This is a genomic window from Paracoccus sediminis, assembly GCF_900188295.1.
Lineage (GTDB): Bacteria > Pseudomonadota > Alphaproteobacteria > Rhodobacterales > Rhodobacteraceae > Paracoccus > Paracoccus sediminis.
This window is the reverse complement of record NZ_FZNM01000003.1, coordinates 221,928-236,845: the sequence shown is the minus strand read 5'-3', so window position 1 is coordinate 236,845 and position 14,918 is coordinate 221,928. Positions and strand designations below refer to the sequence as shown.

The window sequence follows — 14,918 nt, the reverse complement described above, 5'->3', positions numbered from 1 at the left end:
GAGGCTCCTGCGTTCCCCGCAAGCGCCCCCGGCGGAATGGCTCACAGCGCCGCCAACTGCGCCAGGGCCGTGTTCAGCCGGGCGATGTCGTCGTCAAGCGCGGCCAGCTTGTCGCGGGTTTCCGCGATCACCTCGGCTTCGGCGTTTTCGACGAAGCGTGGATTGCCCAGCCGCTTGCGCAGCCCATCCGCGTCCTTTTCGGATTTCGCCACCGCCTTCTGCAACCGCGCCGTTTCCGCCGCCACGTCGATCACGTCGCCGATGGGCAGGGCAAAGCTGGCCCCCTGCGCCGCGACCGCGATCATGCCACGCCCCGCCACGCCGTCCGCCGGGGCATTGACGCGGGCCAGCCGTTCGATTAGCGGCGCATTGGCGGCAAGGGCCGCGCGGGCCGCATCGTCCGCCTGGGTCACGATCAGGTCCAGCTTGGCGCCCGCCGGAACCCCCATCTGGGCGCGGGCCGACCGAACCGCCTCGATCAGCGAAATGACCCAGTTCATCTGGCGGTCGGCATCCGGGTCGATCAGGTCGGCCCCATAGTCCGGCCAGTCGCCGTGGACCAGCATCCGGTCGCGGTCCCCGGTCAGGCGCCACAATTCCTCGGTCACGAAGGGCATGATGGGGTGCAGCAGCAGATAGCACTGGTCCAGCACCCAACCCATCGTCGCGCGGGTCTCGTCGGCATGGTCGCTGTCCAGCAGCGGCTTGGCGAATTCGACATACCAGTCGCAGACCGTGCCCCAGACAAAGGCGTAAAGCCCGTTCGCCGCGTCGTTGAAGCGGTATGTCGCCAGCGCCTCGTCGGTGGCCATGCGGATGCGCGCGACCTCTCCGATGATCCAGCGGTTCACGGTATGCGTGGGCCGGGGCAGGGGGCCGCCGCCGCGTACGCCGTTCATTTCGGCGAACCGGGTGGCGTTCCAGATCTTGGTGACGAAGTTCCGCGCGCCTTCGACATGCTTCGGCCCCAGCTTGGGGTCGCGGCCCATCGCGGCCATGCCGGTCAGCGTCATGCGCAGCGCGTCGGCGCCGTATTCGTCGATCAGCAACAGCGGGTCGATGACGTTGCCTTTCGACTTCGACATCTTGGCGCCCTTTTCATCGCGCACGAGGCCGTGGACATAGACCGTGCGGAACGGCACGTCGCCCGCGACCTCGAGCTGCATCATCATCATCCGGGCGACCCAGAAGAAGATGATGTCGAAGCCCGTGACCAGCACGTCGGTCGGGAAATACCGGCGCAGTTCCGGCGTGTCCTCGGGCCAGCCCAGCGTGCCGAGGGGCCAGAGACCGGAGGAGAACCAGGTGTCGAGGACATCGGGGTCGCGCCAGACGGGATAGACCAGCCGGGTCGGATCCTGGGTCAGGTTGTAATCGGCCAGGCCCTGCGCAAAGGCGTCGATGGCCGCCTCGCGGTCGGCGACCTCGACAATGCGGGCGATTTCCAGGGGCTGCGGCAGGGCGGCGATGGAATCGCGGAACTGTTCGATCACCTCGCCAAAGTTTGGGGCGGCATGGTGGATTTCGTCGCGGTGGACCAGACCCTCCTCGAGCAGCGCGAAGATCTCGACATCGTCCAGTTCGCCATCGTGGTCGTCATCGACCTGACCTTCCATCCCAAGATCCAGCCCGTACCAGACCGGGATCTGATGCCCCCACCACAGCTGGCGGCTGATCGTCCAAGGCTCGATATTTTCCAGCCAGTTGAAATAGACCTTCTTGTGCTGCTCGGGGAGGATCGCGGTGCGGCCGTCGCGCACGGCCTCCAGCGCCGGGCCGACGATGCGCTGGGTGTCCACGAACCACTGGTCGGTCAGCATCGGCTCGATCACCACGCCGGACCGGTCGCCAAAGGGCTGCATGATCGGCTTGGCATCGACCAGCGGGCGGCGTTCCAGATGCTCGGCCCCGGTGTCGCGGTCGATCTCCTTGTGCAGATAGGTCACGGCCAGACGCTCGGCATTGATCTGGTCGATCACCCGCTTGCGGGCATCCATACGGTCCAGGCCGCGCAGATCCTCGGGGACCAGGTTCACCTGGGACACGTCGCCCACATCCTCGCCCCGCGCGGCGCGGGTGGCGATGGCGGCGGACTCAGTATAGGACAGCCCGTCCGTGCGCATCGCGCCCTTGGTGTCCATCAGCGCATAGAGCGGGATGTTGTTGCGCAGCGCCACCGCGTAGTCGTTGAAGTCATGCGCCCCGGTGATCTTGACCGCGCCGGACCCGAAATCGGGGTCGGGGTAGTCGTCGGTGATGATCGGGATCAGGCGGCGGTGTTCCTTGGGTCCGACCGGGATCTCGCACAGCTTGCCGACGATGGGGGCATAGCGCGCGTCGTCCGGGTGGACCGCCACCGCGCCGTCGCCCAGCATCGTCTCGGGCCGGGTGGTGGCGATGCTGATGTAATCGCGCGTCTCGCGCAGCGTGACGTTGCCGTCCGCGTCGCGTTCCACGTATTCATAGGTTTCGCCGCCCGCCAGCGGATACTTGAAGTGCCACATGTGGCCCGGAACCTCGCGGTTCTCGACCTCGAGGTCGCTGATCGCGGTCTCGAAATGCGGATCCCAGTTCACCAGACGCTTGCCGCGATAGATGATGCCCTTGTTGTAGAGATCGACAAAGACCCGGATCACGGCGTCGTGGAAATTACCGTCCTCGCCCGCAGGGGCACCGGGTGCGCCCGACATGGTGAAGGCGTTGCGCGACCAGTCGCAGGATGCGCCCAACCGTTTCAACTGGTTGATGATCGTGTCGCCGGATTCCTGTTTCCATCGCCAGATTTCAGTGGTGAAATCCTTGCGCGACCAGTCGCGGCGTGGCGGCTTGCCCTCGGCGGCCAGCTTGCGTTCCACGACCATCTGCGTGGCGATGCCCGCGTGGTCCTGTCCGGGCTGCCACAGCACGTCGAAGCCGCGCATCCGGTGCCAGCGGACCAGGATGTCCTGCAAGGTGTTGTTGAAGGCGTGGCCGATATGCAGGCTGCCGGTGACGTTCGGCGGCGGGATCATCACCGTGAAGGTTTCCGCACGCCGGGCATTGGCCCCGGCGGCGAAGGCGTTCGATGCGTCCCAGGCCGCGCTGATCCGCGCCTCGGCTGCGGTGGCGTCAAAGCTTTTGTCCATGCTCATGTCGGCAGATCCCCTTGGCTTGGGGACGGATTAGCGAAACCCGAGGCAAAGGCCAAGATGCGCGGTGCACGGCCCTAGGGGGCGGCCTTTCGGTCGTCCGCCGCCCGCCAGTGCGCCATCTGGTCGGCCAGGGCCTTGCGAAAGGCCGGGCGGTCGGTGGCGCGTTCGACATAGGCCGCAAGGCCGTGCAGATCGTCCAGCAGGCCGTTCTGCGCGGGAATGCGCAGGATGTCGGCCATCAGCAGGTCGGCCACGGTGAAGGTGCCGCCCATCAGCCAGTCGTGGTCGCCCAGGGCCGCCTGCAACTGCCCAAGCCGCTGGCGCAGCAACAGTTCGCGGCGGGCGGCGGCGGCCTGATCTTTGTCGAAGAACCGGGCGACGATCCAGGCCATGCTGAACGGCTCGACGCTGTTCAGGGCGGCGATCAGCCATTGCTGGACCTGCGGGCGCTGCGCGTCGGGCATCAGGCCGGTGCCTTCGGCCAGATGCAGCAGGATCGCGCCCGATTCGAACAGGGTCAGGTCGCCGTCGCGAACGAAGGGCACCTGGTGAAAGGGCTGGCTGTCCAGATGGGCGGCGGTCTTGCCGCGCGACGGCACGGTTTCGACGCGGTAGGAACGTCCCAGTTCCTCTAGCAGCCAGCGAACGCGGATGTCGCGCACAAAGCCGCGCGGAGCGTCGGGCACCCAGTCATAGGTGGTCAGGATCAGGCTCATGGTGTTTCCTCCTGCGGCCCGGCCAGCGCGAACCGGGCGTCCCGCGGATCGGTCGCGGCGACGATATGCGCATCCCCCGGAACGAGGGCGGGGCCGTGCCGGATGGCGCCGCCTGGGTCCGTGATCCGGCGGGCGGCGGAATTTGTGCCGTTGATCCCAAAGCAGGCCAGCCAACGGGGCTGCGGCGCCGTGCCCAGGCCCGTCATGCTGCCAATGTCGGACCCGTCATGGCCGAATATCCGATATGTGCCTATGTCACCCCTGTCCATCGCGCCGCCCGTGGACCCGCCGAACAGGTTCGAAGGGAAACGAAAGCCCGCCTCCGGATCGCCCGACATCGGTTCCGCCCGGTTGCCGTGCCCGGCCGTTTGCGGATCAAAGGCCGCCCCGCCCGCACGGAATGCGCCCGCCGCATCCAGCGCGCCCGTGCCGGGCGCAAGCTCGAACCGGACGGGATCTCCGCGAACCTTGGCCATGATCGCATTCTTAGGCGGTCTTACTGTCGAAGACCGGGGTGAACCCGCCCCAGAACATGCGCATCCCGTCAAAGGGCATGTCGGGCATGTCCATCCCGGCCATCTCGGCCTCCATTTTGCGGCCCGCCGCGTCGCAGGTGGCGCGGTCGGGCCATTCGATCCAGGAAAACAGCGGCACCTCGCCGTCCTTGGCTTGGGTCGCGCGGTAAAAGTCGGTCTGCTTGCCATGGGGCACGTCCGCGCCCCAGCATTCGACCTGACAGGTCGCGCCGTATCGCCGGAACATGTCGGTCGCGCTGTTGGCCATGTCGATATAGGCCTGCTTCCGGTCGCCCGGCGCGGCCAGCACGAAGCCCTGGACATAGCGGCCGGGGGTGCTTTCGCCCACCTGAACGACGGGATCGAACCCGCCCCAGAACATGCGCATCCCGTCAAAGGGCATTTCGGGCATGGCCGGCAGATCCGGGTCGCTGTCCATGCTGGCCCAGGCCGCGTCGCAGGTTTGCCGGTCGGGCCATTCGATCCAGGAAAACAGCGGCACCTCGTCGTCCCTGGCCTGGGTCGCGCGATAGAAATCGGTTTGCTTGCCGGGCTTCACGTCCTCGCCCAGGCACTCGACCATGCGCAGCGCGCCGCGCTTGTGGAACCAGGGCCACCCGGCCTTGGCATGGGCGATGAAGGCGTCCCTGTTGGCGTTCGGAACGGCGGCGACGAAGCCGGAAATATAGGTCATGACGATTCCTTTCTGGCTTGGCAAAGGCCTGGCACGGGGAAAGGGTGCCCGTTGCCGCGTGAAAAGCAACTGATACTGTGGGCCATGATCCAGGCCTGCCAGAATCCGCGCATCCGCTGCGCCGAGGGATGCCTTGCCGCCTGTATCCTGAATGTCGTCCACGACCGCCGGGCGCTGCCGGTGGTGCGCGGACTGATCCTGGCGCAATTGTCCGGGGCAGGCGTCGTGACCGCGGCTCGGGTCTCGGGGGGCCTGACCCCTGCGGAGGGCGATGATGTCACCCTGCGGCCGACCGGCGACGGCCATCCTGCGTGCGCAGGCAGGCGCGGATCCCGCTGCGGGGTTCGTCCTGTCCCGCGATGGCACCGGCCTGGCCGGGACGCAAGGGTTCGCGGACCTGTTCCGGTTGCGCCGAGGGCGTCCGGTCAGACCGCGCGGTCCAGCTTGGTCGTCAGGTGGATCAGGCTTTCCGACGACCGGATGCCGTCGATGGCGCCGATCCGGTCCAGGGCCTCGTCCAGTTCCGCCGTCGATCCGCTGACGATCTGGACCAGCAGGTCGATGCGCCCGCTGGTGGTGTGGATGCGTTCGACAGGGGCCATGGCCTTCAGCCGCGTCAGGACAGCAGGCTGGCTGCGCGGTTCCACGGCCAGCAGGACGGTGGCGCGGATGCGGCCCAGCCTGGCCGAATCGCCCAGGCGCAGGGTGTATCCGGCGATGGCGCCCGAGGTTTCCAGCCGTTCCAGCCGCGCCTGCGCCGTGGACCGCGCCACCTTCAGCCGCCTTGCCAGGACCGCGATGGACGTGCGGGCGTCCTGGGACAGCAGCGCCACGATGTTGCGGTCCAGATCATCCATGGCGCGCGATTCACCCGTTTCGTCATAATGTCACGAAGTTCGTCATAATAACCGGCGAATGGCGCGAATCTAGCCTTTTCATCGGTGAAATTGGAACCCAAAAGCGCCATCTTGGATTAAAGGGCTTCGACCTGTCGCCCGCCTGCCCTGAACATGTGAAAGGATCCCGCGCAATGGGGACACAGAAGACCGTCTGGGACAATCCGGCCGACCTTATCCGGCACATGCAGCCCGACCATCCGGTGATGGCCTTTGCGCCCACGGTGTTGCAGGATCGGGCGCGGCAGTTTCTGGACGGCTTTCCGGGTCTTGTCACCTATGCCGTGAAATCCAACCCGGACGAGGCCGTGATCCAGAACCTTGTCACCGCCGGCATCCAGGGTTTCGACGTGGCATCCCCGTTCGAGATCGATCTGATCGGCCGGCTGGCCCCCCGCGCCGCGCGCCATTACCACAACCCCGTCCGGTCGGGCCGGGAAATCGCCCACGGCGTCCGCGAAGGCATTCTGGCGTGGTCGGTGGACAGCCGCAGCGAACTGGACAAGCTGTTCGACCAGGTGCCCGTATCGGTCAAAGGGCAGGGGGTCGAGATCTCGCCCCGTTTCAAGTTGCCGGTGCTGGGGGCAGCCTATGATTTCGGGTCGAAATTCGGCGCCACCCCGGAACTGGCCGCGGATTTGCTGGGGCTGGTGGCGGAACGCGGCTATGTTCCGTCGCTGACCTTCCATCCGGGCACCCAATGCACCGATCCGATCGCCTGGGAAAGCTATATCCGCGTGGCGAAGGACATCTGCGACAGGGCGGGCGTCACGACGGCGCGGCTGAACGTGGGGGGCGGATTCCCGTCGCATCGCGTGGTGGGTGTCGAGCCTGACCTGACCTCCATCTTTGCCGAGATCGCCGACACGGTGACGGAATGTTTCGGCGCGGATGGCCCGTCCCTGGTCTGCGAACCGGGTCGGGGGCTGTGTGCCGATGCCTATGCGCTGATCGCCCGCGTCAAGGGCGTGCGGGACGGCGACAGCGTGTTTCTGAACGACGGCGTTTACGGCGGGCTGGCCGAACTGCCGATCATCGGCAATATCGACCGGATTGAGGTTCTGACCCCCCAGGGCAAGCCCCGCACCGGCGAACGTAACGGTCGCGTCATTTTCGGCCCCACCTGCGATTCGGTGGACCGCCTGCCGGGTGAACTGGCCCTGCCCGACGACATTGCCGAAGACGATTACGTCATCTTCCACGGCGCGGGCGCCTATTCGGTCGTGACCAACACGCGCTTCAACGGTTTTGGCGCCATGACGCGGGCCACGGTGATGGGCTTCGAGTAACCCCACCTTCCTGTTCTTCTTCACCCCAATATCCCGCGGGGGACCGGGGGCGCGAAGCCCCCGGCCTAGGCCACCGCGCCCAGATCGCGCACCGGCCGGACGCCAAGCGCGGAACAGACCGCCAGCGTCAGATCCGGCCGGTTCAGCGTATAGAAATGCAGCCGGTCCGCGCCGCCGTCCATCAGGTGGTGGCACAAGTCGATGCAGACGCGCAGGGACAACGCCCGCTCGGCTTCCGGGCCTTCGGCGGCAGCCTTGGAAAACGCCTCCTCGGCCCAGTCGGGCACCGTCGTCCCGCAGGTCGCCGCGAAACGCCTGGCCCCCGCCCAGCCCTGGATCGGCAGGATGCCGGGAATGATCGGCGCGTCGATCCCCGCCGTCGCGCATTTGTCGCGGAACCGAAAGAACGTGTCAGCGTCAAAGAAGAACTGCGTCATCGCGCTGGTCGCGCCCGCGTCGATCTTGCGTTTCAGCCAGGCCACATCGGCATCGGTGCCGCTGCTGTCGGGGTGCGGTTCGGGATAGGCGCCGACGCGGATGGTCATGTCGCCCCGCGCGGCAATCGCTTCGATCAGCTCGACCGTGTTGGCAAAACCGTCGGGATGCGGGGTGAAACGGTCCTGCCCCTTGGGCGCATCGCCGCGCAGGGCCACGATTTCCCGGATCCCGGCATCGGCATAGGATTGCACGATCTCCATCGTCTCGGCCCGCGTGGCCTCCACGCAGGTCAGGTGGGCGGCGACGGGGATGCCGTAATGGCGGTGGATGGTCGTCACCGCCTCGTGCGTCAGCTTGCGGGTGGTGCCGCCCGCGCCATAGGTCACGGATACGAAATCCGGGGCCAGCGGCGCCAGCGCCCGCGCGGTTTCCCACAGCCGAAAGGACGCATCCAGCGTCTTGGGCGGAAAGAACTCGAAGCTGATCTTGGGGCGGGACATGGCGATTCCTTGCGCTTTGGGCGCTTGTGCCATGGCAACCGGCGTGAGACAAATTCATAATCCTCAAGATCGACATGAGTTTGTTTCACCATGCATCTGGAATTGCGCCATCTGCGCACCGTCCGCGCGATCCATGAACAAGGCGGGCTCGCCCGCGCGGCCGAGATTTTGAACATCACCCAATCGGCCCTGTCCCATCAGGTCAAGGCCCTGGAGGAGCAGGCCGGCGTCGATCTGTTCGTGCGCCGCGCCAAGCCGATGCGACTGTCGCCCGCCGGGATGCGCCTGCTGCGGCTGGCCGAACAGGTGCTGCCCCTGGTCGCCGCGACCGAGGCCGAATTCAGGGGCGTCGAAGCGGGCCGGATCGGACGCCTGCACATCGCGATGGAATGCCATGCCTGCTTCGACTGGCTGCTGCCGGTGCTGGACATCTTCCGCCGCGCCTGGCCCGAAGTGGACCTGGACATCCGCCAGCGGCTGGCCTTTGGCGCGCTGCCCGCGCTGGCCCGGCAAGAGGTCGATCTGGTGATCTCGTCCGACCCCGAGGACATGGCGGGCATCGCCTATCAGCCGCTGTTCGATTATTCCCCCACGCTGGTCGTGCCCGCCGGTCATCCGCTGGTCGCCAAGGGATATGCCGATCCGTCCGATCTGGCGGGGGAAACGCTGATTACCTATCCCATGGACCGGGCGCGCCTGGACGTGTTCAGCCAGTTCCTGACCCCCGCCGGCGTGGAACCGGCCCGGCAACGCACAGTGGAATTGACCGATGTGGCCTTGATGCTGGTCGCGTCGGGACGGGGGGTGGCGGTGATGCCCGACTGGGTCTTGCGCCGCGAAACCGCCAACCCGGAAATCGCCATGCTGCCGCTGACGCGCGGCGGGATCATCCGCCGCCTGTATGCCGCCGTGCGGGCCGAGGATCTGGCCCAGCCCTACATGGCCCATGTCCTCCGGCTGTCGCGGACCGAGCCGCTTCGGATGCTGCGCGGGGCGGCGGCGTGACGCGCTGCGCTTCACATTCCCCCCGCTTGCCCCTATGACGCCCGCCAATCCCCTGTCCCGGAGCATCCCATGGCAAGCGCCAACCTGAACGTCATGATTAAGGCCGCCCGCAAGGCCGGGCGCAGCTTGGTCAAGGATTTCCGCGAGGTCGAGAACCTTCAGGTCAGCGTCAAGGGCGCGGGCGATTTCGTCACAAAGGCCGACCAGGAGGCGGAGCGGATCATCAAGGAGGAACTGCGCGGCGCCCGTCCGACCTATGGCTGGCTGGGCGAGGAAACCGGCGAGGAGGCGGGCGAGGATCCGACCCGGCGCTGGATCGTCGATCCGCTGGACGGCACCACGAACTTTCTGCACGGGCTGCCGCATTGGGCGATCAGCATCGCCCTGGAGCACAAGCGCGAAATTGTCGCGGCGGTCATCTTCGACGCGGCCAAGGACGAGTTGTTCGTGGCCGAAAAGGGCGGCGGGGCCTTCATGAACGACCAGCGGATGCGGGTGTCCGGGCGCCGGTCGCTGACCGATTCGCTGTTCGCCACGGGCATCCCCTTTGCCGGACGCGGCCCGCTGCCCGCCGCCTTGCAGGATCTGGCACGGTTGATGCCGCTGACGGCGGGCGTGCGCCGGATGGGGGCGGCCTCTCTGGATCTGGCCTATGTCGCGGCGGGACGTTACGACGGCTACTGGGAACGCGGCAACAAGCCCTGGGACGTGGCCGCGGGCATCCTGCTTGTGCGCGAGGCCGGCGGTTTCGTCGAGGGCATCCGCGACGGCGACGACCCGCTGGAATCGGGCCGCCTGATCGCCGCCAACACCCAGGTCTTCGAACCCCTGGCCCGGATCATCCGCACCCGCGACTGATGCGCGCGGGCGACGGTCCGGGATGTGCATGATGCGCAAGGCCGGGCTGTCTTGACCTTGCGGCAGGACGGGCGCATGGCGGACCCGACCGGGGAACGCGCCATGCCAGACGACCAGACTAGCCCGCCTTATGCCGCCTCGGCGGTCGTTGCCAATGCCCCGCCGCCCGTTTTGCCGGTCGGGCCGTCCGGCCGCCCCGACCGCACCGGGCTGGGCATCGTCCTGATGTGCCTGACCTGCGTGATCTTTGCCGGGCAGGATGCGTTTTCGCGGATGCTGGGGGCGGATTATCCGCCCCTGCTGATCGTGATGATCCGATACTGGGTGTTCGCGCTGTTCGTGATCGCCATGGTGGCGCGCCAGCCGGGCGGGCTGAGGCGCGCGATCCGCACCAGGCGCCCCAAGACGCAATTCCTGCGCGGCGCCATTCTGGTGATCGAGACGACCATCATGATCGAGGCGTTCATCCGCCTGGGCCTGGTCGCCACCCATGCGATCTTCACCGCCTATCCGCTGCTGGTGGCCGCGTTGTCCGGGCCGATCCTGGGCGAAAGGGTCGGTTGGCGCCGCTGGGCCGCCATCGGCGTCGGGTTCATCGGCATCCTGTTGATCCTGCAACCGGGCAACACGGATCTGAACCTGGGATCCGTCCTGGCCTTTGTCTGCGCGCTGCTGTTCGCGGTCTATGGGCTGCTGACGCGGCACGTGTCGCGCGACGATCCCGCGCAGGTCAGCTTTTTCTGGACCGGGACCGCCGGGGCGATCACCGTCACGGTGCTGGGCATCGGCCAGTGGGAATGGCTGGCCCCTGCCGCCTGGATCTGGATGGGACTGCTGTGCGTTTTCGGAATCCTGTCGCACTGGCTGCTGATCCGCGCCTATGAACTGGCCGAGGCGTCGGCCCTGCAACCTTTTGCCTATACGCAGCTGGTCTGGGTCAGTGTGATCGGCGTCCTGGTCTTTGGCGAGGTGTTGCAGCCGAATGTGGTGATCGGCGCGGCCATCGTGGTCGCGGCCGGGCTGTTCACGTTGTGGCGGGCACGACAGAACGCGCGTTGACAGCCGCTGCCCTGCTCCCCTGGAAAGGGGAAAAGGGGGTTGATCGGTCTGGTGGCACGGTGCGCACAGCGAAACGGTTTGTTCCTGCCTTCGGCGTCCCGTTGCTTACGGTTGCGGGCTATGGGGCATTCCTGCAACCCACCGGCAATGTTCACGAGGTCAGCAAGGGACAGGTGTATCGCGCCGCGCAGCTGGACGCGGCGCAGGTTCTTGAACCGATCGAGGCGCTGAAAGCCGCGCCGAAGCCCGTGCCGATCGATTGCCGGGGCGGGGCCGACCGAACCGGGCTGGCGGCCGCGCTGTAGGTCGCCGGAATCGAGAAGGCAGGCGAGGACGCTGCGCAATGGCAATCGTCGCTGGCCTTCGGCCTTGTGAGTGGTCCCTGGACCAGCCGGGCCTGGCCCGTGGACATGAGCTGACCCGTGGACATGAACTGAAAGGAAATGAAGTCCCGGCCGGGCTTTCCGGACAACTGATACAAGGTTTCGTCACGGGCTGCTTGATGCCTCGACCGCCATGGGCCTCCATCCCTCTGGCATCCTGGGTCCGATGAATGGTCTTTGCGGCGGGCGGGCGGACAGGGCCAGGGTCTGGCGGGCCACGGGCGGCGGCATCAGGCCGCCGCCGGTCAGATCCCAGGTGGGCACGATGGGGGCGGGGCGGCCCAGGATGCGGGCGCGATAGACCGGCATCGCCTCGGTCACGCGCATGACATAGTTGCGGGTCTCGTCGAACGGGATCAGTTCCACCCAGTCCACCGGGTCGGCATCGCGGCGCAGATCCCCGAAATCGCGCAGCCAGCGGGCCGGACGCCCCGGCCCGGCGTTGTAGCCCGATGCGGTCAGCGCCGTCGATGCCCCGAAGCGGTCGCGCAGCCCCGCCAGATAAGCCGCGCCCAGACGCGCGTTGTAAGCCCCGTCCGCCGTCAGCCGTTCCAGGTCGAAAGGTTCCCCGATCGCGCGGGCCATCTGTCTGGCGGTGTCGGGCATCACCTGCATCAGACCGCGCGCGCCCACAGGGCTTTGCGCCCCCGGATTGAATTCGGATTCCTGCCGCGCGATGGACAGAACCAGTTCCGGGGGCACGTCCAGGTCGGTATCCTGCAACCCCGTCAGCGGAAACTGGGCGGCGGGGTGGATCACGCCCTTGTCGGCGGCGCGCTTTGACAGGCGCAGGCCGTGCCAAGGCATCCTCGCCTCGTACATAAGACGCGACATCCGCAGGATGTCCTGGGGATCGGCGGCGTCCGACAGATGCAGGAAAAACCGCTGCGCCTCGTCCGCGCGTCCCGTGGCCAGCAGCCACAACCCGGCCTGAAAGACGCGGCTTTCGGCCAGGGGGGATCGCCGCCAGTCGGGCAGGGGTCCGGGGACGGCATAATCGGCGGGCATGGTCGCGCGGGTTCGTTCGGCGGCAAGCTGGCCGTAATAGGTGCCGGGCATCGCCGTCGCCCGCGCATAGGCCCCATCCGCCGCCGGATCGCCCATCGCCTCGAGCGCGCGGCCCTGCCAATAAAGGGCGCGCGACCGGCTGATCTGGCTGCCCACCACGGTTTCCAGATGGCGGAAATGCCCCAGCGCCCGGTCGGGGGCGCCCGATTTCAGCGCGGCGAAGCCCGCCAGCCATTCCAGATCGGCATAATGGCGGTTGTCGGGCGGCAGGAAATGCGGCCGGGCCAAGGCCTCGGCCCGCGCCCAATCGCCCGCCCGCATGGCCAGGCGCGCGTAATCGACCCTCATCTGCGCCCAGCGGGCCGGGTCGCGCAGGGCGTCGGCGCTGGTCGAAGCCTCCAGCATCAACGCCTGCGCGCCCTCGTGCTGCTTGGCCCGGACCCGCCACAGGAAACGGTCCATGGTCAGGCCGGGATCGGCGCGCTGCGCATCGGGCAAGGCCAGGATCAGGTCGTCCACGCCCGCCCGCCCAGCCTGCAAGGCGATGCGCGCGGCCAGCAACGGTCGGTCGGGTTCCGGCAGGCGCGCCAGCAGGCGTTCGGCCTGCGCCCAGTCCTGCCGGTCCAGCATCGCCACGGCCCGCGCGGTCATCAGCGGCGTCAGGTCAGCCCCGTAAGCGGTCAGGAACGCCGCTTCCTCGGGCGCGGTCAGGGGCACGGCGGTCCAGAACCGGGCGCGTTCAGCCTTGGCCGCAGCAGGGTCCAGCGTGGCCAGATAGGCATTCTCGGCCGACAGCGTCTGGGGCAGCCGGTCCCGAAACCAGTCGCGGATGTCTTGCGGCGGCAGGTCAGGACGCAGCTTGGCATCGCCGCGGTCGCGCAGCACGGCCAGCCCCGGCCAGTCGCCATGGGCGCGCAGGAAATCGATGTAATCGCCGGGCTCGCCCTGGCCCGCGCGCAGCGCCTGCCAGCCGATCAGGGATTCCGCCATCGGGCCGGACCGGCGGGCCGCATCCCGCGCCGTCATCCAATCGCCCGCCTCGGCCGCCGACAGGGCCAGCGCCATTGCGCCCGCATCCTCGGCCCTGACAGGGGCCAAGAGCGCAAGGACCAGCAGTCCGGCGGCAAGCATGTCGCGCAGAAGTCGCATCACCGCCCTGTGTCGCCGCCGGGGACGGGGGACGCAATTCACAACCTTGGCAAGTTCCTAAAGCCCGGCTAATCAGGCGCGCGATCAAAACCATTTTCCAAGGAAGCGTGTCATGTTCAAGGGATCCCTGCCCGCACTGGTCACGCCGTTCACCCCGGACGGCGAACTGGACCTGGACACGCTGAAGAAGCTGGTCGAATGGCATGTCGATCAAGGCAGCCATGGCCTTGTCCCGGTCGGCACCACCGGGGAAAGCCCGACGCTCACCCATGACGAACACCGCCTGGTGATCGAGGAGGTCGTGCGCGCCGTGGACGGCCGGATCCCGGTCATTGCGGGCGCGGGTTCCAACAGCACCCGCGAAGGCATCGGCCTGATCCGCCACGCGGCCGAGGTCGGGGCCGACGCCGCCCTGGTCGTGACGCCCTATTACAACAAGCCCACCCAGGCCGGCCTGATCGCCCATTACACGGCGCTGGCCGAGGCGTCCGACCTGCCCATCATCATCTACAACATTCCCGGCCGATCAGTCGTGGACATGACGCCGGAAACCATGGGCGAGTTGGCGAAACTGCCCACGATCATCGGCGTCAAGGACGCCACCGGCAAGCTGGAGCGGGTGAGCCAGCAGCGCATCACCTGCGGGTCCGATTTCGTGCAGCTGTCGGGCGAGGACGGGACGGCGCTGGGCTTCAACGCCCATGGCGGCGTGGGCTGCATCAGCGTGACGGCCAATGTGGCGCCGAAATTGTGCGCCGAATTCCAGGAGGCGACGCTGGCGGGCGATTATGCCAAGGCCCTGGAATACCAGGACCGGCTGATGCCCCTGCATATTGCAATCTTCTGCGAACCGGGGCTGGTGGGCGCGAAATATGCCATGGCCCGGCTGGGCCTGTGCGACGAACGGGTGCGCCTGCCGCTGGTGCCGCTGACCGATCCGGCGCGCCGCCTGATCGACGCGGCGCTGGACCATGCAGGCCTGATCTGACGCCCTTGCAGGCTGACGCCCGGCGGGTGCGGCGATTTCGCGCGCATTTTGCGCATCGTCTTTTCAAAGCGGATTCTTGGCCCCATATTGAAGGGGAGGAGATGACCCGCCATGCCCTTGCCGCACTTTCTGGTCCTGATCGCCGCTGTCATCCTTGTCGCCGCGCTGACGCTGTGGGCGGCCTTTTCCGCCAATGCGCCCGTGGTGGTGCTGGCGATGGTGACGCTGTCGGCGGCCGCGGCCCTGCACCTGTCGCAGGGCAACAGGCACGATCACGACGCCTGACCGG

The 14,918-nt window shown here is 67.4% G+C and carries 14 protein-coding genes; 7 read left to right on the top strand and 7 right to left on the bottom strand.

From position 1 onward, the window contains the following. Nucleotides 1–41 precede the first annotated feature (41 nt). The 5 genes from CHB77_RS06600 to CHB77_RS06580 all read right to left on the bottom strand — a co-directional run bounded on the left by CHB77_RS06600 (nt 42) and on the right by CHB77_RS06580 (nt 5,913). The gene (locus CHB77_RS06600; protein WP_089387384.1) at nt 42–3,131 is read right to left on the bottom strand and encodes a valine--tRNA ligase; all 3,090 of its coding nucleotides are present in this window, start codon (nt 3,129–3,131) and stop codon (nt 42–44) included. Nucleotides 3,132–3,205: 74 nt separating this feature from the next. Next, nucleotides 3,206–3,847, bottom strand: a complete 642-nt coding sequence (locus CHB77_RS06595; RefSeq protein ID WP_089387383.1) for a glutathione S-transferase family protein — start codon at nt 3,845–3,847, stop codon at nt 3,206–3,208. After that, a complete protein-coding gene (locus CHB77_RS06590) occupies nt 3,844–4,323 on the bottom strand; it encodes a VOC family protein (RefSeq protein ID WP_089387382.1) in 480 nt (159 codons plus the stop codon). The genes CHB77_RS06595 and CHB77_RS06590 overlap by 4 nt, the downstream gene beginning before the upstream one ends. Before the next feature lie 10 nt (nt 4,324–4,333). Continuing rightward, a complete protein-coding gene (locus CHB77_RS06585) occupies nt 4,334–5,056 on the bottom strand; it encodes a DUF1428 domain-containing protein (protein WP_089387381.1) in 723 nt (240 codons plus the stop codon). A gap of 425 nt (nt 5,057–5,481) precedes the next feature. After that, a complete protein-coding gene (locus CHB77_RS06580; RefSeq protein WP_089387380.1) occupies nt 5,482–5,913 on the bottom strand; it encodes an Lrp/AsnC family transcriptional regulator in 432 nt (143 codons plus the stop codon). A gap of 173 nt (nt 5,914–6,086) precedes the next feature. Between CHB77_RS06580 and CHB77_RS06575 the strand changes: the two genes are divergently transcribed. Further along, nucleotides 6,087–7,241, top strand: a complete 1,155-nt coding sequence (locus CHB77_RS06575) for a type III PLP-dependent enzyme (protein ID WP_089387379.1) — start codon at nt 6,087–6,089, stop codon at nt 7,239–7,241. A 65-nt stretch (nt 7,242–7,306) separates the two neighbouring features. On the opposite strand, the gene metF is transcribed toward CHB77_RS06575, so the two are convergent. Continuing rightward, a complete protein-coding gene (gene metF / locus CHB77_RS06570) occupies nt 7,307–8,179 on the bottom strand; it encodes a methylenetetrahydrofolate reductase [NAD(P)H] (protein WP_089387378.1) in 873 nt (290 codons plus the stop codon). A gap of 90 nt (nt 8,180–8,269) precedes the next feature. On the opposite strand from metF, the gene CHB77_RS06565 reads away from it, so the two are divergent. The 4 genes from CHB77_RS06565 (at nt 8,270) to CHB77_RS06550 (ending at nt 11,406) form a co-directional block, all read left to right on the top strand. Beyond that, nucleotides 8,270–9,184 carry a LysR family transcriptional regulator gene (locus CHB77_RS06565; protein ID WP_089387377.1) on the top strand — a complete coding sequence of 305 codons (915 nt, stop codon included), beginning with the start codon at nt 8,270–8,272 and terminating at the stop codon, nt 9,182–9,184. Between the two features lie 69 nt (nt 9,185–9,253). Further along, nucleotides 9,254–10,042, top strand: coding sequence for an inositol monophosphatase family protein (locus tag CHB77_RS06560; protein ID WP_089387376.1), 789 nt, complete (start codon nt 9,254–9,256; stop codon nt 10,040–10,042). A 75-nt stretch (nt 10,043–10,117) separates the two neighbouring features. Beyond that, nucleotides 10,118–11,101 (top strand): DMT family transporter, encoded by a 984-nt coding sequence (locus CHB77_RS06555; protein WP_242626552.1) that lies wholly within the window; start codon nt 10,118–10,120, stop codon nt 11,099–11,101. 101 nt (nt 11,102–11,202) lie between these two features. Continuing rightward, nucleotides 11,203–11,406 carry a protein-tyrosine phosphatase family protein gene (locus tag CHB77_RS06550; RefSeq protein WP_131023320.1) on the top strand — a complete coding sequence of 68 codons (204 nt, stop codon included), beginning with the start codon at nt 11,203–11,205 and terminating at the stop codon, nt 11,404–11,406. 183 nt (nt 11,407–11,589) lie between these two features. Here CHB77_RS06550 and CHB77_RS06545 read toward each other — a convergent pair whose 3' ends face one another. Beyond that, nucleotides 11,590–13,641 (bottom strand): lytic transglycosylase domain-containing protein, encoded by a 2,052-nt coding sequence (locus CHB77_RS06545; RefSeq protein WP_089387374.1) that lies wholly within the window; start codon nt 13,639–13,641, stop codon nt 11,590–11,592. A 112-nt stretch (nt 13,642–13,753) separates the two neighbouring features. Here CHB77_RS06545 and dapA point away from each other — a divergent pair, with 112 nt between their 5' ends. Then, nucleotides 13,754–14,629 (top strand): 4-hydroxy-tetrahydrodipicolinate synthase, encoded by an 876-nt coding sequence (gene dapA / locus CHB77_RS06540; protein WP_089387373.1) that lies wholly within the window; start codon nt 13,754–13,756, stop codon nt 14,627–14,629. A 111-nt stretch (nt 14,630–14,740) separates the two neighbouring features. After that, nucleotides 14,741–14,914 (top strand): hypothetical protein, encoded by a 174-nt coding sequence (locus tag CHB77_RS18280; RefSeq protein WP_165456213.1) that lies wholly within the window; start codon nt 14,741–14,743, stop codon nt 14,912–14,914. The last annotated feature ends 4 nt before the right edge of the window (nt 14,915–14,918 follow it).